Raw genomic sequence first — 18,170 nt, forward strand, 5'->3', positions numbered from 1 at the left:
CGGATCACTTCCCCGGCACGAACCCGGCGGTGCCCATGATGGCGATGCCGCCGCTGTACGGCACCGGGCGGGCCTGGATCAGGATCCGGCGGCGCCAGCCGTCGCCCTGGTCGAGCGAGTAGGAGGCGCGGAACTCCCCGCTCTGCTTGGTCTCGAAAATATCCTGAGTGAAGCCGAGGGCGTCCTTGGAGAACCAGAATCCGACCTGGTCGCGCAGGTTGTCGATGTCGTTGTACTTAGAGACCACGAAGCAATGGTCCGGCCGGTCCGAGGCGACCAGCACGTCGTGCTGGGTGTTGTACTTCCATACCCGGCCCGGCTGGCCCTGCAGCCACTGCTCGGCCAGCTCGTCCGGCAGTTCGATCATCCCCTCGGTGACGATCGGGGTCTGGTTATGGGCGGCCGGCATGCAGCGGGTCAGGAAGGCCTCCAGGAACGTCCGGTTATGGGCCACCCCCCGGTCGTCGGCGACGGCGGCCGCCGCTCCTAGTCCGAGCCAAAGTCCCAACAGGCACAGCAGCAGCTTACGCATCGCGGTCACACTTCCTCGCTCAGGTTCCCGGCATCACCAGGTACAGCACCAGCGGCAGCGAGACGAAGCTGAACAGGGTGGACAGCACCACCGCTCCGGCCAGGGTTTCCGGCGAGCGACCGTAGCGCAAAGCGAACAGGTAGGTGAACACCGCCACCGGCAGGGACGACTGGATGATCAGCACCCCGGCCATCACCGGCGGCAGGTCGAAGGCCCAGGCGGTCGCCGTGCCGATGCCGAATCCCATCACCATGCGGGTCACCGCCACCGCCAGGCTCTCGCCGAGCGAGGAGATCCGCAGTTGGGCGATGGACACGCCGAGCGCGATCAGCATCACCGGGATGGTCACGCCGGACAGCAACTGCGTGGTCTTGGCGATCGGTTCCGGCACGGTGATCTCGAAGCTCATGACCAGCAGGGCCAGGACCAGCGCATAGGCCACCGGCGAGGTCAGCAGCAGGCGGAACGACGCCTTGCCGGCGGCGATCGCCACGCCGACGGTGAACTGCAGGACGATCATCACCGCGAAGAACGACACCGCCGACGCCAGCCCCGCCTCTCCGAACGCGAACAGGCAGACCGGCAGGCCGATATTGCCGCAGTTGGGAAACATCAGCGCCGGCAGGAAGGCCGCCTTGGAGAACCCGGCGATCATCAGCCAGATCAGCCCGACCACCGCGAAACCGGCGATCGCCGTCAGGGAGGCCGCCGCCATCAGCCCGAAATCGCCCAGCGACACATCCAGCCGCGTCAGGGTGTCGAACACGATGCAGGGCGTGCCGATATTGACCGTGAGCCCCGTCACCGTCTCGCTGTCGAACGGCCGGTCCATGCGCCGCCAGACCCAGCCGATCGCCGCGCAGGCGAAAACCGGTGAGACGAGCGCGAGTAGGTCGAGCAGGATCAAGCGGGGCGTCTCCGGTGCGGGTGGCCCGTGACCGGGCAATCGGTGTTATGTAGCGGAGCCGGGGGGCGCCGTCACGCCATCGCCTTCGCACCTGCAAGATGACCCGCGCCTCCGGGCACGACTGCCGTTCCGCGCGGCCCCTTGTCAAACGCCGGCGGCTGCGGCACCTGTGCGGCAACCAATAAGACACATCAGGAGAGGCGCATGATCTTCTACGAGCCGGGACAGCACAAAGAGCACGGGTTCAGCCACGATCCGTTCAAGGCCTTCGTCAGCCCGCGCCCGATCGGCTGGATCGGTTCGATCGACGATCAGGGCCGCACCAACCTCGCGCCCTACAGTTTCTTCAACGCCATGGCCTCGAACCCGCCCCAGGTGGTGTTCGGTACCGGCAGCCGGCCTGACGGCAGCAAGAAGGACAGCCAGCTCAACATCGAGCAGACCGGGCAGTTCACCCTCAGCATCGTCGGCCATGCGCTGAAGGACGACATGAACGCCAGTTCGGCCGCCCTGCCCCATGGCGAGAGCGAGTTCGAGACGGCCGGAATCGAGGGTGCCGCCTCGCGCCTGGTCAAGCCGCTCTGGGTCGCCAAGGCGCCGATCGCGTTCGAATGCGTCTACCGGCAGACGATCGAGATGGAATGCTGGGACGCCTCCCATAAGAACTACATGCTGATCGGCACGGTGATCGGAATCCACGTGTCCGAGGACGTGGTGGTCGACGGCAAGGCGGACGTCACCAAGTGGCAGCCGGTCTCGCGGCTGGGCTATTACGACTACGCCACGGTGACCGAGGTGTTCGAGATGTTCCGCCCGGAAGGCGCGCCGCGCCCGACCTGAGGGGGGGGTGAGTTCCCTCCTGCTCTGACCCTCCCATCATCCTCAGAGCACTCCCCGGATTTATTCCGGGGAGTGCGTTATGGCTGGTGGTTTGGGGTAAGGCCCCTAAACCTTCAGCACCAGCTTGCCGGTCACCGAGCGGGCCGACAGTGCCGCCAGGGCGTCGCGGGCCTTCTCCAGCGGATAGGTCTCGCTCACCAGCGGCTTGATCTTCCCCGCCGCGTGCAGGTCGAACAGCGCCTTGAAATTGGCCGCGTCCACGTCCGGCTCGTTGCGGCGGAACTGGCCCCAGAACACGCCGACCACCGCACAGCCCTTCAGCAGGGTCAGGTTCGCCGGCACCTGCGGGATCTCGCCGCTGGCGAATCCCACCACCAGATAGCGCCCGTTCCACGCCATCGAGCGCAGGCTCGGCTGCAGCAGGTCGCCGCCGACCGGGTCGTAGACCACGTCGACCCCGCGTCCGACGGTGATCTCCTTCAGCCGGTCGCGGAACCCCTCCTCGGCGTAGTTCACGACCTCGTCGGCGCCCTGCGCCTGGGCCACGGCGAGCTTCTCGGCCGTGCTGGCCGCGGCGATCACCTTCGCCCCCAGCGCCTTGGCGATCTGGATCGCCGCCACGCCGACCCCGCCCGACGCGCCGAGCACCAGCAGGGTCTCGCCCGGCTGGATCGCCGCCCTCTGCACCAGCGCGTGATAGGACGTGCCGTAGGTGATGGCGAAGCCGGCCGCCGTCACCTCGTCCATGGTCTGCGGACGCCTCAGCAGCCGGTCCGGAGTGGTGACGATCTCCTCGGCGAAACCGCCCCAGGTCGTCGTGGCGATGACCGGATCGCCCACCGCGAACTCGGTCACGTCCGACGCCACCTCGACCACCGTGCCGGCGACCTCGCCGCCGGGAGAGAACGGCGGTTCCGGCTTGAACTGGTATTTGCCCTGGGTGATCAGAACGTCCGGAAAGTTCACCCCGCAGGCGGCAACCTTGAGGCGGACCTGCCCGGCCTCCAGTGGTGCGGAGCCCACCTCCTCGACCACGAGATCGTCGATCGAGCCATAGGCCTTGCACAGCACGGCGCGCATGTCTTTCTCCCTGATGATGCTTGTTTGTCTTGGCTTGAGCGGCGGCAATCCGCCGAGTGTGGCTCAGGCGGCGGTCACCCGATAGGCGCAACGTCGCCCGCCGGCGAGCACGTGGTCCACCCGCTCCACCACGGCGTCGCGGCCGAGCGCCTCGCGGAACACGCTGAGCTCGGAGCGGCACAGATTTTGGCAGGCGGCAGCGGCGGCGCAGATCGGGCAGTGGTTCTCGATCAGCAGCAGCGACCCGTCCTCCTCGCGCCGCCATTCGGCCATGTAGCCCTCGCGATCACGCAAATCGGCGAGACGGGCCACCCGCTGCTCCAGACTGCCGGCCCCGGCAGTGGCCTGCACGTAGATCTGGCGCTGCTCGGTCTCGCGCCGCGCGATCAGACGGTCGAGCCCTGCATCGCCGAACTCCTCTCGGATCGCGTCGAGCAGCGCGACAGAGAGGTCTGAGTGGCGGTCGGGAAATCTGGCATGACCGGTCGCGGTCAGGCGCCACAACCGTCTCGGGCGGCCCCGTCCGACGCGCTGGTCCTCAAAAGAGACCAGACCATCGGCCTCCAGTTTAACCAGAAGCTGCCGCACCGCCTCGCTGGTCACGCCGAACGCGGCGCTGAGGTCGGCGATGCTCTCCGGGCCCCGCGTCTTCAGGCGGAACAGGATGCGATCTACCGTCGTCTCGGACATCTCGTTCACTCGTTTAGCCAAGTTCACCCTTGTAAATAGCGACTCTGGCCGGAGATTTCCAGGCGGCGAAATTTTGTCGGCACGACAACCACAAATTAACCGGATGTTATTGAACTCGTGGAATTCTGCCTTAACCAAATTTCTCCAGCGGGGAGCCCGTGATGAGCTGGAATTTCTGGGGTAAAGAGGCTCACAAAGCCTCATCGGCCGACCTGAAGGCGATCTATCAGGCGTTGAACATGTCCCAGGCGGTCATCCAGTTCGCGCCGGACGGCACCATCCTGGATGCAAACGAAAATTTCTGCTCGGCGATGGGCTATTCCATCGGAGAGCTCCGCGGCAGGCACCACCGGATCTTCGTCGACCGGGCCGAAGCCGAGAGTCCCCGGTACTCGGCCTTCTGGGACTCGCTGCGCAAGGGCCAGTTTCAGCAGGCCGAGTTCCGCCGCTTCGGCAAGTCCGGCGAGGAGGTCTGGATCCAGGCCACCTACAACCCGCTGCTGGACGGGTCGGGCAAGGTCTACCGGGTGATCAAGTTCGCCACCGACGTGACCGAGCGCAAGCTGAAGGATGCCGAAATTGCCGGCCAGTTGGCGGCGATCGGCAAGTCCCAGGCGACCATCGAATTCGACATGGATGGCACCATCCTCCATGCGAACGATCTGTTCCTGACCGCGATGGGCTACCGGCTCGACGAGATCGTGGGCAAGCACCACCGGATGTTCGTCGAGGACAGCTACGGCGCGAGCCCGGCCTACCAGTCCTTCTGGTCGGCCCTGCGGCTCGGCGAGTTCCAGCAGGCCGAGTTCAAGCGCTTCGGCAAGGGCGGGCGCGAGGTCTGGATCCAGGCGACCTACAACCCGATCCTCGACATGAACGGCAAGCCGTTCAAGGTCGTGAAGTTCGCCGTGGACATCACCGAAGCGGTGCGCGCCCGGCAGCAGAACGAAAAGCTCGCCGCCCTCGTTCTGGAGAACATGGAGAACATCGGCGACGCCGTTCAGGTCGCCAACGCGAAGTTCACCACCACGGCCGAGGCCTCGCACGAGGTATCCGCCACGGTGCAGCAGGTCGCCTCCGGCGCCGAGGAACTCGACAGCTCGGTACAGGAGATCGCCCGCAGCACCGCCATGTCCACCGAGCAGGTAGCCCGGGCGATCCAACAGACCGGCTCGGCCGACAGCGCCGTCTCCGACCTGGCGAAATCGGCGGACGCCATGGGCGGCATCATCGAACTGATCCAGGACATCGCCGCCCAGATCAACCTGCTCGCCCTGAACGCCACCATCGAGTCCGCCCGCGCCGGAGAAGCCGGCAAGGGCTTCGCCGTGGTCGCCGGCGAGGTGAAGTCGCTGGCCAACCAGGTCGCCACCGCCACGGATCGGATCTCCACGGAGATCGACACCATGCAGTCCGTGTCGGACGCTGTGGTAAAGGCGCTGGCGGTCATCAAGACCTCGATCGCCGAGATCGAGTCCAGCGTGACCGGCGTCGGCGGTGCGGTCGAGGAACAGGCCGCCGTGACCCGGGAGATCTCCCAGAACATGCAGGCCACCTCCGAAGCGGTGAGCCAGATCGATAACGGCATCAACGAGATCCGCGCGTCGATCCAGATCGCGGATACCGCCTCGACGACCGTGCGCAACGAGATCAAGGAACTGAAGTCCAGGAAGGCGGCCTGATCCGGCGTCCGGCAGGCGTCCACGAAAAACACTTTCGCCGGTCCCGCCCCAGAATTATAACAAGCAAAACGTTGCTATAATACGCTTGCTATAATCCTGGGGCGGGACGCATGACCGATCACTCGGACGACCGACTGTTGCGCTGGGGCGAGCTGCTGGGGCCGCGCTACCGGGTCGCCACAGTGATGATCGCCCTCGGCATCCTGCTCAATGCGGTCAATTTCTTCGTCTTCTCCTCCCTGGCGCCGAGCGTCGTGCGCGACATCGGCGGACTGGAGCTGCTGCCCTGGGCGACCACGCTCTACGTGGTCTGTTCCATCGTATCGACCGCCGCGGGCGGCCTGGTGCGCGCCCATATCGGCGCCCGGCGGGCCCTGACCATCTCGATCTTCGGCTTCGCCGCAGGCTCGACCGGGATCGGCCTGGCGCCGACCATGGAATGGCTGCTCGCCGCCCGTGCGCTGCAGGGGCTCGGCGCCGGGTTGCTGGTCGCCAATTCCCACGGGCTGATCCGCGACCTGTTCCCGGCCAAGAGCTGGGCCCGCCTGTTCGCCGCCATCTCCGGCGCCTGGGGCATCGCCGCGCTGTCCGGCCCGTTGATCGGCGGTATCTTCGCCGAGTTGCAGGACTGGCGCTGGGGCTTCTTCGCCATGGTGCCGGTCTGCGCGGTGTTTCTGGCGATGGTCCTGCGCACGGTCACCGACCGTCCGCACGAGGAACGCGCCGGCCTCGCCCCGGTCTTCCGTCTCGGCCTGATCGGCCTTGCCGCGCTGCTGGTCGGCGCCACCGGCAAGGGCGCCCACGCCCATGAGGAGATCGCGCTCGCCGTCTGCGCCCTGGCCGTGCTGATCACCGCCATCGTGTGGGAGCGGCGCTCGGCGACGCCGATCTTTCCGCGCGACATGTTCCGGCCGTCCACCCCGCTGGGCGCCGGTGTCAGCTACTTCTTCTTCGTCTCCCTCGGTACCGTGGCGACCGGGGTCTACGGCCCCTATTTCCTCCAACTCCTGCACGGCGTGCAGCCGCTGGTCGCCGGCTATACCGTCACGGTCCAGTCGCTCTGCTGGACGACGGCGGCCATCCTGTTCTCCGGCCTTGCAGGACGGCGGGCTCGGATCGCCATTGTCGCCGGGCCGATCCTGACCGCCGCCGGATGCCTCGGCACGCTGCTGTTCCTGCCTCAGGGGCCGCTGCCCCTTGCCATCGCCTCCATCGGCCTGCTCGGCTTCGGCATCGGCACCGCCTGGGGCCATGTGGCCAAACGGGTATTCGACGCCGCCGGCGAGGCCGACCGCGACCGGGTCGGCTCGGCCATGCCGACGATGCAGTCCCTGGGCCTCGCCTTCGGCGCCGCCGCAGTCGGCGTGGTCGGCGACCGGGTCGGGCTGTCCGGCACGCCGGACGCGCCGGTGATCGAGGCGGCGGCGCGCTGGACCTATCTCGCCTTGCTGCCGGCGATCGGATTGGCCATTCTCGGAGCGCTCGGTAACGCGCTGCGGACCATCCCGGAGCATCGCTGAGCGCCTTGGACCAAAAGCCTTCGCGCGCTGATGGCCCCACCCGCCTGATCATTCTTGCTACAATGACCAAGCCAAAAGCCTGGAGCCTTCCCCGGAGCCTCGAATGATCGCCCTCAGCGTCAACCTCAACAAGGTCGCCACCCTCCGCAACACGCGTCCGCATGACGACCCGTCCGTGGTCCGCGCCGCCCGCACGGTCCTTGATGCCGGCGCCGCCGGTGTGACCGTGCATCCGCGCCCGGACGCCCGCCACATTCGCGAACAGGACGTCCTCGACCTGGCGGATGTGATGAAGGAGGCGGCCTATGCCGGCCGCGAGTTCAACATCGAGGGCTACCCCGACGACCGCTTCCTCGACCTGATCCGCCGGGTGAAGCCCGATCAGGTGACGCTGGTGCCCGACGCCCCCGATCAGGCGACCTCCGACCATGGCTGGGACCTGCCGGCCCAGCACAATTTCCTCGCCCCGATCGTGGCCGAGCTGAAGGACATGGGCTGCCGGGTCTCGCTGTTCGCCGATGCCGAACCGGCGATCGCCGAGGCCATGGCCAAGACCGGGGCCGACCGGATCGAGATCTATACCGGCCCCTATTTCGAGACCTTCGGCACGCCGGAGAACGCGGCGATCCTGAAAGCGATCGTCGACACCTCGGAAGCCGCGCGCGCGTTGGGGCTCGGCATCAATGCCGGCCACGACCTCACCCTGGAAAACCTGCCCACCCTGGCCCAGGCGGTGCCGTGGATCGACGAGGTCTCCATCGGCCACCACCTGATCGGCGAGGCGCTGTGGATGGGGCTGGACGGCGTAGTGAAGGCCTACAGGGACTGCCTCGCCGTTTGACGGGCCGATTGTTGCGACCATCTTACCCTCCGATGGCCCACAGCAAACCGTCCCTGCCGACCAAGATCTGCGCCGCCTGCGGCCGCCCTTTCGCCTGGCGCCGTAAATGGGCCCGCGACTGGGAGCGGGTGCGCTATTGCTCGGACCGCTGCCGACGCACGCGCGGCCGGTTGCCCGAGCCGCCACCCAGGCGGTAGCGTGGGCCACCAACCGGAGAGTTACCCATGACCGACCGTCCCGCCCCGGACGCCGCGGCCGCGCTGCCGAAACTGTTCCAGCCGATCACCCTGCGCGGGGTGACGGCGCGCAACCGGGTCATGGTCTCGCCGATGTGCCAGTACCACTCGGTGAATGGATCGCCGACCGACTGGCACATGATGCATCTGGGCCGGCTCGCGGTCGGCGGAGCGGGCATCCTGTTCGGCGAGGAGACCGCCGTCGAGGCGCGTGGCCGCAAGACCCATGAGTGCGCCGGCCTATGGGACGACGCCCAGATCCCGCATTACGCCCGCCTGACCGAGTTCATCCGCCAGCAGGGCGCGGTGCCGGCGATCCAGATCGGCCATTGCGGGCGCAAGGCCGGCTGCCACGGTGCCGTGAAGGACTGGGCGCCGCTGACCGAGGCCGATGCCGCCGAGGGGCGTCCGCCGTGGCAGGGCCTGGCGCCGAGCCCGATCCCCTACGGCCCCGGATTCATGGCGCCGAAGGAGATGGACACCGACGACATCCGCGAGGTTATCGACGCCTTCGGCGAGGCGGCGCGGCGTGCGGTCGATGCCGGCTACGACATCATCGACGTGCATGGTGCCCACGGCTACCTGCTGCATCAGTTCCTGTCGCCGATCACCAACAGGCGCACCGACGGCTATGGCGGCGACCGGGCGGGGCGGATGCGCCTGCTGCTGGAAGTGACCGAGCGGGTGCGGGCGGTCTGGCCGAAGGACCGGCCGGTCTTCGTCCGCTTCTCCGTGGTCGACGGCAAGGGCGGGGTCTGGGGCCTGGAGGACAGTCTGGCATTGGCCCAGGCGTTGAAGGAGCGCGACATCGACGTGCTCGACATCTCGTCGGGCGGCATCGGCGGAGAGACCGACATGCCGGCCCTGCCGCGCACGCCGGGCTATCACGTCCCCTTCGCCGAGCGTATCCGCGCCGCCACCGGCCTGCCGGTGGTCGCCGTCGGCATGATCACCGATCCGCGCCATGCCGAGGATATTCTGGTCCGCGAGCGCGCCGACATCATCGCCATCGCCCGCGAGTTCATCTGGAACGCCGATTGGGCGGCCCACGCGGCCAAGGCGCTGGGTGTACCCGGCGCCAACCGGCTGATGCCCGAGGAATACGCCCATCGCCTCGACCTGCGCGACCGGCAGCAGGCCATGGGCTTCAACCGGCCGGGGCCGGAGAGCGCGGCGGCCTTCGCCGTCCTGCTCGGCGAGGCGGGGGCCGCGGCGGCGCAATGAGTCGCTTTCTGGTCGGCCGCCTGCTGCAGACGATCCTCGTCCTGCTGCTTCTGTCGGCGGCGACCTACGGCCTGCTGGGGCTGATGCCGGGCGATCCGGTCGACCTCATGGCCGGTGCCGACCCGGACGTCACCCCCGCCGACATCGCCCGACTCAAGGCGCTCTATGGGCTCGACCGGCCGATCTGGGAGCGCTATCTGACCTGGCTGTCCTCGGCGCTGCAGGGCGATTTCGGCTATTCCCGCCTCTACGCCCGCCCGGTGCTGGACATTGTCGCCGACCGGCTGCCGACCACCATCCTGCTGATCGGCCTGTCGCTCGGCGTCGCCCTCACGATTGCCCTGCCGGCCGCCATCGTCGCGGCGCGCCGCCCGGGCGGGCTGGTGGACCGGACGATCAACCTGCTGTGCTTCGCCGGGGTGTCGGTGCCGCCGTTCTGGCTTGCCCTGCTGCTGATCATCCTGTTCGCGGTGACGCTGGGCTGGCTGCCGGCCGGCGGGATGTCCTCGTCCAGCGGCGACGGGGGCATCCTCGACCGCGCCCGCCACCTGATCCTGCCGGTGCTCACCCTGTCGGCGGCGACGGTGGCCGCCTATACCCGCCACCTGCGCTCGGCCCTGATCGAGGTGCTGGGCGAGGACTTCATCCGCACCGCCCGGGCCAAGGGCGTGCCGGAGCGCCGGGTGATGACCCGTCACGCGCTCCGCAATGCGTTGCTGCCGGTGGTCACGCTGATCGGCCTCGACCTCGGCTCGCTGGTGTCCGGCGCGCTGATCACCGAGACCATGTTCTCCCAGCTCGGCATGGGCAAGACGATCTACGACGCGGTGATGGGCAACGACTACAACCTCGCTCTGGTCGGGTTGCTGACCGCGGCGGCGGCGACCCTGATCGGCAATCTGGGCGCCGATATCGCCTATGCGAAGCTCGATCCCCGCATCGTCTACCGCGCGGAGCCGGGCGCATGAGACGGATGCTGCGCGATCCCCTGGCCCTGCTCGCCCTGCTGATACTGGTCACGCTGGCCCTGGCGGCGGTCTTCGCGCCGCTGATCGAGGCGGCCATGGGCCTGGATGCCGAGGCGGTCGACCTGTTCAACCGCCTCGCCCCACCCTCGCCGGCGCACCCGCTGGGCACGGACGAGCTCGGCCGCGACCTGTTGCTGCGCCTGCTGGAGGGCGGGCGGGTGTCCCTGTCGGTCGGCCTCTCTGCCGCCCTGGTGGCGTCGGCGATCGGCACGCTGATCGGACTGGCGGCGGGTTATATCGGCGGTCGGCTGGACGCGGTGTTGATGCGGACCGCCGACGGGGTGATCGCCCTGCCGCTGCTGCCGCTGCTGATCGTCCTGGCCGCCGTCGACCTCTCCAAGCTCGGCCTGCCCGCCGACATGGCGCAGTCCGAGACCGCGTCGCTGGTGCGGCTGGTGGTGCTGGTCTCCCTGGTCGGCTGGCCGGTGACCGCCCGGCTGGTTCGCGCCTCGACCCTCAGCCTGCGCAAGCGGGAGTTCGTGGAGGCGGCGCGCGCGCTGGGCTTCTCGTCCTGGCGGATCGCCCTGCGTCACGTGCTGCCCAATGCGCTCGGCCCCATTCTGGTGGCGGCCACCCTGTCGGTCGGCAATGTGGTGCTGTTCGAGAGCGTGCTGTCCTTCCTCGGCCTCGGCGTGCGGCCGCCGACCCCGAGCTGGGGCAACATGCTGACCGGTGCGCAGGAACTGATCTGGGAGGCGCCGCGGCTGGCGATCTGGCCCGGCGTCCTGATCTTCGCCACGGTGGTCAGCGTCAATCTGCTGGGTGATGCGCTGCGCGACCGGCTCGATCCGAGGACAGCCCGGCGCCCGTCGGCGCGGGCCGCGGCGACACCCGAGCGTGTGCGTTGACGAATGCCGACCCGCTGACCACTCTGCAGGTATGATTCGCACCCTTACCCTGCTCGCCGTCTTCGTGCTGACCCTCGGCCTCGCCGCCTGCGAGGAGGAGCCGACGGCGACTGGCCCGCAGAACCACCGGGCCGGCCTTCCGCCGAAGGGGCCGGACTATACCGGCGATCTCTGCGCGGTGGTCCGCAACCGCGCACCGTTCACCATCACCGGTCGGATCGAACTGAAGAACAACAACCGCGCCACCTTCCGGCTGGCCCGCAACGAGACCACCAGGCTGTGCCTGAACGGGACGACCTTCGGGAACTACACGGTGACGCTGGTGGTGACCAACTTCGTCACCATGCCGATCTTCAGCTGCTACACCACGGTGGACGAGGCGATCGAGATCTTCGCCCGGCCGAACGGCGACGGGTTCACCTATTCGGCGACCTGCCGGTAGCGCGTCCCCAGTTACCCCTCCCGTCTCCCCGGCCCTGAGCCGGAGCCCAGGAAACGAGCCGCTGGAAAGTCAGACCAACTGGCGATAGCGCTCCAGCGCGCAGATGCCTGGATCCCGGCGCAAGGCCGGGAAGACGGGCTGCGGGAGAGTTTACGCCGCCTTGTCGCCGAGCACGGTCTCGACCAGTTCGGTCCAGTAGCTCGCTCCCCAGGTCAGGACCTCGTCGTTGAAGTCGTAGCCCGGGTTGTGCAGGCCCTCGCCCGGGCCGGCCGGACCGTTGCCGATCCAGACATAGGCGCCCGGCTTCTCCTGCAGCATGTAGGCGAAGTCCTCTCCGCCCATGCTCGGCAGCAGGTCGCCTACCACGTTGTCCGCGCCCATCAGGCCGGCGGCGACGTCGGCGGCCACAACGGACTCCGCCTCGCTGTTCACGGTCGCCGGATAGCCGTAGCGGAAGTTCAACTCGCCGCTGCCGCCATTGGCCGCCGGGATACCCTCGACGATCGCGCGCATCCGCTCCTCGGCCATCTTCATGACCTCCTCGGAATAGGTCCGCACGGTCCCGCGCAGCACGACCGAGGGTGGGATCACGTTGTAGGCGTCGCCGGCATGGATCTGGGTGACCGAGACCACGAGGCTGTCCACCGGATGGGTGTTGCGGCTGGCGATCGACTGCAGCGCGCCGACCACCTGGGAGGCCACGACGATCGGATCGACCGTCTGATGCGGCATGGCGGCATGGCCGCCCTTGCCGTGGATGGTGATGTCGAACACGCCGGTGCCCGCCATCATCGGCCCCGGCATCACCGCGAGCTTGCCGACTTCCAGACCCGGCCAGTTATGCATGCCCCACACACTCTCGACCGGAAAGTCCTTGAACAGGCCCTCCTCGATCATCACCCGGCCGCCGCCGCCGCCCTCTTCGGCCGGCTGGAAGATGAAATAGACGGTGCCGTCGAAGTTCCGGGTTTCCGACAGATACTTGGCGGCGCCGAGCAGCATGGTGGTGTGCCCGTCATGGCCGCAGGCGTGCATCTTGCCCTCGGTCTTCGACTTGTAGGGGATGTCGTTCGCCTCGTAGACCGGCAGCGCGTCCATGTCGGCGCGCAGGGCGATCGCCCGGCCGCTGTCGGTCTTGCCCATCAGCTTGCCGACCACGCCGGTCTTCGCCAGGCCCCGATGCACCTCGACGCCGAACTCCTCCAGCTTCTTGGCTACGAAGTCGGAGGTCAGGACCTCCTCGAAGCACAGTTCCGGGTTCTCGTGCAGGTACCGGCGCCACTCGGTCATGTCGGCGTGGAAATCGGCGATTCGGTTGATGATGGGCATGGCAGCGCTCCGGATGTCGTTGCCGCCAGATTAGGCCTGCACGCTGCCGGTGTCATCCATGCTGCGAGGCAACAAAGTCATGCATTGCGCGAAAGGCTGGGGCGCGGATTCAGCGCACGACCGAAGCGCGAAATCGCCGTAAAGGGTGCACCGCACGCGGAATCCCGGACGTGCTCTAGGGGGCCGGGGAAAAGGCATCAGAACTGCGCGCTGCCGGCCGGCGAGAAGGGCTTCTCCGGTTTGTTAAAGGAGTTGCCTGTGTCCGTCGACACGACCTGGTGCGCCGCAGAAGCGGCCGCCAAGCTTTTGAGTGCCTTGCAAAACCTAATCCCGACATGTCCGAGAGACGGAGGCCAACCGCACCGGAACACGATGCGGACGATCACCCGCTGCGTCTCGGAAATGCTGACCGATGCCGGCCTCTGCAACGGTCCCAGCTGCAGACTAGACTCTCCGTCGATCAGCCACGAACAGATCGCCGAGATCCTGCGGACCCTGCAGGTCGCTCTGGAGGACGAGTCGTCGACCTCCGACGCGGTGGCCGCCGGCATCCTGACCGATCTGCACGACCGGCTTGCAGTCCTTCAGGACGGCTGACCGGCGATCCGGTCGAGCCGTCCCGAAGGGCGACGTCACGGCGTCATGGTCGGGCCGAGAGCCGGCCGTTCGGTCGCGGCACCGGTCACCGCCACGCCGTTCTTCACCACCATGCGGTGGTTGGCCCGGCGCGCGACCTTGGTGATATCGGCCAGCGGGTCGCCGTCGACGATCAGCAGGTCAGCGGCCTTGCCGTCGGCGATGGTGCCGCGGTCCTCAAGACGCATCAGGTCGCAGCCGTTGCGGGTGGAGACGGTGATCGCGTCCATCGGGCTGATCCCGGTTTCCGCCACCATGTACTCCAGCTCCAGCGCGTTCTCGCCGTGCTTGTTGTACGGGGTGCCCGCGTCGGTCCCCATGGCGATCTTGCCGCCGGCCTCGTAGAACTTCTTGATCGAGGCGACGTGGTGCACGACGACCCGCTCGCATTTCTCCACCGCATAGGCCGGCACGCCGTGGTCCTTGTTGGCCAGGATGTTCTTCACCGCCGCCAGGGTCGGGACGAGATAGGTGCCGTGGGACAGCATCTCCTCCACGCACTCGTCGGTCATGAAGATGCCGTGCTCGATCGAGTCCACACCGCCGCGCACCGCGTTGAGGATGCCCTCCGAGCCCTGGGCATGGCTGGCGCAGGTGCGGTGGAAGCGATGGCCTTCGGAGATGCCGGCCTTCATCTCCTCGGCCGTGTAGTGGGCGTCCTCCGGGTTCACGCCCGGGGTCATCACGCCGCCGGTCGCCATGATCTTGATCAGGTCGGAGCCGGCATGGATCTGCTCGCGCACCGCCTTGATCACCTCGTCGACGCCGTCGGCGATTCGGCCATTGCGGTGGCCGTGGCCGCCGGTCATGCACACGACCTTGCCGGAGGCGCGGATGGTCGGTCCGAGCTGCCGGCCGGTGTTGCACGCGTCACGGACGGCGAATTCCAGATAGTCCTTGCCGCCGCAGTCGCGCACCGCGGTGATGCCGCCGCGCAGGGAGGTCTGGGCATTGTCCAGCGCCTTCATGGTGAGCTGGCTCTCGCGCAGGGCGATCATCGAGGCCCAAGGATTGCCCTCGGCGCCGTAGCAGAGATGGACGTGGCAGTCGACGAGGCCCGGGAGCAGCGTGCCGCCGGAGGTGTCGACCCGCTCGCCCGAGAAGCCGGCGAACTCGGCGAGCGGGGCGAACCGCGTGATCTTCGCCCCCTCGACCAGTACGCCGTGGTCGTCGTGGACATTGCCGGCGCCGTCGATGACGCGTCCGCCGGAGTACAAGGTGGCCATTCAGGGCTCTCCTATTAATGGGTTGCTGCCCCCGCTTATCCGATCGCCGCAGGCCACCACAAGCCCGCACGTCCGCTTCGATCGGCGGCCGCAGACAAGCGCGTGGCTCTGGCGACGATATTCGTCTAACGTCTATACACAGTGAGCGGGCGATCTCTCGCCTTCCTCAATCTGCACCGGTCCGCGGAGCCTCACTGTGAGCAATGACACACCTGCTTCCACCGGGATGGCTTCGAAGGCGGTCGACTGGACGCTGGCGACCGTCGCCGCGATCGGAAGCTTCATCCTGATGCTGAAGCTCGGCGCGTTCCACGCCACGCCGCCGGAGTCCCTCGACGGGGCCTGGCAGGCGGCGCTTCAGTTCGCCTGGCTGCACGATCTTCAGGTCGGCCGGGACATCGTCTTCCCGCACGGCCCCTACGGCGCCTTCTACGCTCAGCTCTACCATCCCGATCTCGTCGGCCTGTGGTACGCGATACGCCTGTCCCATGCGGTGGTTCTGGCGGTGGCCCTGGTCTGGACGCTGCGGGTGGTCGCCGGCCCCGGTCTGGGGTGGCGGGTGCTGGCCTGCGGCCTCGCCCTGCTGGCGGCCGCCGCCCTGGTGCCCGGTCCCGACGGGATCTGGATGCTGGCCTCCTTCCTGCTGATCGGCCTCGCCGTGGACGACCGCAGGGCGCCGCCGCTGCTGATCGTGCTGCTGGTGGCGGCGATCGCGCTCGCCACCCTGGCCAAGTTCTCCTTCCTGGTGATGGGGGTGACCGCCCTGATCGCCTGGACCGCCGCCGCCGCCTTCCGCCGCGACCCCATGGCGCTGCTGGCCATCCCGCTCTATGTCGCCGCGATCGTGCTGCTGTGGATCGGTGCCGGCCAGGAACTGTCCGGGTTCGCCGACTGGGTGCGCGTGTCGTTCGAGGTCGGCAGCGGCTACGCGGCCGCCATGTCCCTGACCAGCAACCGTTATGACCTCGCGGTCTACGGCGCACTCGTCGTGCTCCTGCTGCTTGGGGTCTGGGTCGGGTTCCGGACCCAGTCCGCCTTGGCGGTGAAGGCCATCGTCGTGCTGGGCTGGCTGGCGCTGTTCATGTTCGTGGCCAAGGCCGGCTTCGTGCGCCATGACGGCCACGCGGTCTTCCCCTTCGAGATGGCCGTGGCCGCCGCCGCCCTCGTCGTTGCGCATGGCCTGCCGCCGCATCGCGGCACCGGGCAGCTCTTCGCCCTGCAGGCGCTGGCCCTGGTCGGCGCCGTCGGCTGGCTGGCGGTCGCGCATACGCGCCTGACGCCCAGCGAGCACACGATCGACCGGCAGATCGCCAGCCGCGTCGTCCATGCGCCGGCGCTGCTGCTGGGGATCGCCAACGATCTGCTGTCGCAGCAGGGCAAGGCGGCGCACTACCGTGACTACGCTGACAAGTCGCGCGCGCTTCTGGGCGGCCCGCATCCCCGGATCGCGTCGGCCGCCTCGGTCGATGTCTATTCCTACATGATCGCTCCGCCGATCCTGGCCGGCCTGCCGTACCACCCCCGGCCGGTGATCCAGTCCTACCAGTCCTATATGCCGGCGCTGGCCGACCGGGACGTGAAGGAGGTCCGCCGCACGGGCGCGGAGGTCTATGTCCTGCAGGTCGGCAGCATCGACAACCGCCCGCCCCTCGCCGATGGCGGCCATCTCTGGCCGGAGTTCCTGTCGCTCTACAACCCGGTGGACCAGGTCCCCCTCGGCCTCGTGATCGAGCGCCGGGCCGAGCCGCTGACGCTCGAGACCCGCAAGCTGGTTGACGGCAAGAACCGCTACAACAGCTGGATCGAGCTGCCCGCTCCCGCTCCGGGCACCATCCTTCAGGTCAAGGGCGGGATCCGTCCGACCCTGCTCGGCCGCGCCTTCGGGCTCGCGTTCAAGCCGCCGCAGCTCACCATCACCCTGCGCCGGGCCGATGGCAGCGAGCAGATCCACCGGCTGGTGCCCGGCCAGCTCGGCGCCGGCTTCCCGGTTTCGCCGCTCATGACCACACCGCAGGAGGTCCGCGCCCTGTTCGAGGGTGAGGCCGCCGGCGCGCCGGTCACCGCCTTCCGGATCAACGCCGGCCGGCTTCAACAGGCGTTCTGGGGCAGTGCGTTCCCGCTAACCGTCACCGAGATCCACCGGCCGGGCCAGGGCTGACAACCGGCCGTCGATCTCTGCCGCGTCCGGCAGAGCCGCCGCCGCGCCCGGCCGGGTGCAGGTGAGACCGGCCGCGACCGAGGCCCTGTGCAGGGCATTCGGCAGCCCCATCCCGACATCGAGCGAAGCCGCCAGGACGCCGACGAACGCGTCGCCGGCGCCGACGGTATCGACCGCCTGTACCGCCAGCGTGCCCACCCGGCAGCCCCGGCCGTCCGGCGTCACCGCGAGGGCGCCGTCGCCCCCCAGGGTGACGACGCAGGTCAGTTCATGGGCCGCGGCGAGGCCGCGCGCGGTCTCCAGGGGCGGCGCTGCACTCCCGGCCAGCACGGCCGCCTCGCCCTCGTTGACGATCAGCAGATCGACATCGGCCAGCACCTCCGGCGGCAGCGGCCGGGCCGGCGCCAGGTTGAGGATCGTACGTGCGCCCGCCCGGCGGGCCGCCGCCAGCGCCGCGGCCGTGGCCTCGGGCGGGATCTCCATCTGGCAGACCAGCGTGTCGCCGGGGCCGAGGGCGACGCTCTCCAGCATCGAGGCCACCACCGCCATATTGGCGCCGCTGCCGACGACGATCTGGTTCTCGCCCGAGCGCTCGACCATGACCACCGCCGTCCCCGTGGCGCCTGGCACCTCGCGCACGCCTGAGACGTCGCATCCGGCCGCCGTCAGGGACGCCAGAACCGGGGCGCCCAGCCCGTCCTCTCCGACACAACCGACGAACCGCGTCGGCGCGCCTGCCTTGGCCGCGGCGGTGGCCTGGTTCGCGCCCTTGCCGCCGGGAAGCTGAACGATCTCCCGGGTAAGCACGGTCTCGCCGGGGGCAGGCAGCCGGTCGAGATTGAACAGCAGGTCGACGTTGAGGGAGCCGAAGACGGTGATCATGTCCGAGCCTTGTGCGGGTTCGTTGCTGTGCCATGGTGGCACCGGCCCGCAGACGGTGGCCAGTCCGCC

18 protein-coding genes are annotated in these 18,170 nt (G+C 68.5%); 11 read left to right on the plus strand and 7 right to left on the minus strand.

Features of this window, described 5'->3' with window-relative positions; translation table 11 throughout:
* Positions 1-4: 4 nt before the first annotated feature.
* Positions 5-532, minus strand: a complete 528-nt coding sequence (locus BLS34_RS03790; protein ID WP_093148276.1) for a hypothetical protein — start codon at positions 530-532, stop codon at positions 5-7.
* Between the two features lie 19 nt (positions 533-551).
* The gene (locus tag BLS34_RS03795) at positions 552-1,439 is read right to left on the minus strand and encodes an AEC family transporter (protein WP_093148278.1); all 888 of its coding nucleotides are present in this window, start codon (positions 1,437-1,439) and stop codon (positions 552-554) included.
* 204 nt (positions 1,440-1,643) lie between these two features.
* On the opposite strand from BLS34_RS03795, the gene BLS34_RS03800 reads away from it, so the two are divergent.
* Complete coding sequence (locus tag BLS34_RS03800; protein WP_051244383.1) at positions 1,644-2,279, plus strand: flavin reductase family protein; 636 nt, start codon at positions 1,644-1,646, stop codon at positions 2,277-2,279.
* Between the two features lie 105 nt (positions 2,280-2,384).
* Here the strand turns inward: BLS34_RS03800 and BLS34_RS03805 are convergent, their stop codons facing one another.
* Positions 2,385-3,359: an NADPH:quinone oxidoreductase family protein gene (locus tag BLS34_RS03805; protein ID WP_093148280.1), complete on the minus strand. Its 975-nt coding sequence runs from the start codon at positions 3,357-3,359 to the stop codon at positions 2,385-2,387.
* Between the two features lie 63 nt (positions 3,360-3,422).
* The gene (locus BLS34_RS03810; RefSeq protein ID WP_093148657.1) at positions 3,423-4,049 is read right to left on the minus strand and encodes a helix-turn-helix transcriptional regulator; all 627 of its coding nucleotides are present in this window, start codon (positions 4,047-4,049) and stop codon (positions 3,423-3,425) included.
* Between the two features lie 161 nt (positions 4,050-4,210).
* Here BLS34_RS03810 and BLS34_RS03815 point away from each other — a divergent pair, with 161 nt between their 5' ends.
* The 8 genes from BLS34_RS03815 (at position 4,211) to BLS34_RS03850 (ending at position 11,870) form a co-directional block, all read left to right on the plus strand.
* The gene (locus BLS34_RS03815) at positions 4,211-5,731 is read left to right on the plus strand and encodes a methyl-accepting chemotaxis protein (protein ID WP_093148282.1); all 1,521 of its coding nucleotides are present in this window, start codon (positions 4,211-4,213) and stop codon (positions 5,729-5,731) included.
* A gap of 110 nt (positions 5,732-5,841) precedes the next feature.
* Entirely contained in the window at positions 5,842-7,251 is a 1,410-nt protein-coding gene (locus BLS34_RS03820; RefSeq protein ID WP_093148284.1) for an MFS transporter, read from the plus strand.
* A gap of 103 nt (positions 7,252-7,354) precedes the next feature.
* Positions 7,355-8,092, plus strand: coding sequence for a pyridoxine 5'-phosphate synthase (locus BLS34_RS03825; protein WP_093148286.1), 738 nt, complete (start codon positions 7,355-7,357; stop codon positions 8,090-8,092).
* A 32-nt stretch (positions 8,093-8,124) separates the two neighbouring features.
* Complete coding sequence (locus tag BLS34_RS03830) at positions 8,125-8,289, plus strand: DUF2256 domain-containing protein (RefSeq protein ID WP_084618775.1); 165 nt, start codon at positions 8,125-8,127, stop codon at positions 8,287-8,289.
* Positions 8,290-8,316: 27 nt separating this feature from the next.
* Complete coding sequence (locus BLS34_RS03835) at positions 8,317-9,552, plus strand: NADH:flavin oxidoreductase/NADH oxidase (RefSeq protein ID WP_093148288.1); 1,236 nt, start codon at positions 8,317-8,319, stop codon at positions 9,550-9,552.
* Positions 9,549-10,520: an ABC transporter permease gene (locus tag BLS34_RS03840; protein WP_093148290.1), complete on the plus strand. Its 972-nt coding sequence runs from the start codon at positions 9,549-9,551 to the stop codon at positions 10,518-10,520. Before BLS34_RS03835 ends, BLS34_RS03840 begins: the two co-directional genes overlap by 4 nt.
* A complete protein-coding gene (locus BLS34_RS03845) occupies positions 10,517-11,428 on the plus strand; it encodes an ABC transporter permease (protein WP_245701910.1) in 912 nt (303 codons plus the stop codon). Before BLS34_RS03840 ends, BLS34_RS03845 begins: the two co-directional genes overlap by 4 nt.
* A gap of 31 nt (positions 11,429-11,459) precedes the next feature.
* Positions 11,460-11,870 carry a hypothetical protein gene (locus tag BLS34_RS03850; RefSeq protein WP_028793908.1) on the plus strand — a complete coding sequence of 137 codons (411 nt, stop codon included), beginning with the start codon at positions 11,460-11,462 and terminating at the stop codon, positions 11,868-11,870.
* Positions 11,871-12,020: 150 nt separating this feature from the next.
* On the opposite strand, the gene BLS34_RS03855 is transcribed toward BLS34_RS03850, so the two are convergent.
* A complete protein-coding gene (locus tag BLS34_RS03855) occupies positions 12,021-13,199 on the minus strand; it encodes a M20 aminoacylase family protein (RefSeq protein ID WP_093148294.1) in 1,179 nt (392 codons plus the stop codon).
* Between the two features lie 372 nt (positions 13,200-13,571).
* Here BLS34_RS03855 and BLS34_RS03860 point away from each other — a divergent pair, with 372 nt between their 5' ends.
* Positions 13,572-13,796: a hypothetical protein gene (locus tag BLS34_RS03860; RefSeq protein WP_028793906.1), complete on the plus strand. Its 225-nt coding sequence runs from the start codon at positions 13,572-13,574 to the stop codon at positions 13,794-13,796.
* 35 nt (positions 13,797-13,831) lie between these two features.
* On the opposite strand, the gene BLS34_RS03865 is transcribed toward BLS34_RS03860, so the two are convergent.
* Positions 13,832-15,061 carry a metal-dependent hydrolase family protein gene (locus BLS34_RS03865; protein ID WP_093148295.1) on the minus strand — a complete coding sequence of 410 codons (1,230 nt, stop codon included), beginning with the start codon at positions 15,059-15,061 and terminating at the stop codon, positions 13,832-13,834.
* Positions 15,062-15,257: 196 nt separating this feature from the next.
* Here BLS34_RS03865 and BLS34_RS03870 point away from each other — a divergent pair, with 196 nt between their 5' ends.
* Positions 15,258-17,219 (plus strand): hypothetical protein, encoded by a 1,962-nt coding sequence (locus tag BLS34_RS03870; RefSeq protein WP_139189087.1) that lies wholly within the window; start codon positions 15,258-15,260, stop codon positions 17,217-17,219.
* On the opposite strand, the gene BLS34_RS03875 is transcribed toward BLS34_RS03870, so the two are convergent.
* Positions 17,181-18,101, minus strand: a complete 921-nt coding sequence (locus BLS34_RS03875; protein WP_093148302.1) for a ribokinase — start codon at positions 18,099-18,101, stop codon at positions 17,181-17,183. The genes BLS34_RS03870 and BLS34_RS03875 overlap by 39 nt on opposite strands.
* Between the last annotated feature and the right edge of the window lie 69 nt (positions 18,102-18,170).

The sequence above is a fragment of the Thalassobaculum litoreum DSM 18839 genome, from assembly GCF_900102465.1.
Lineage (GTDB): Bacteria > Pseudomonadota > Alphaproteobacteria > Thalassobaculales > Thalassobaculaceae > Thalassobaculum > Thalassobaculum litoreum.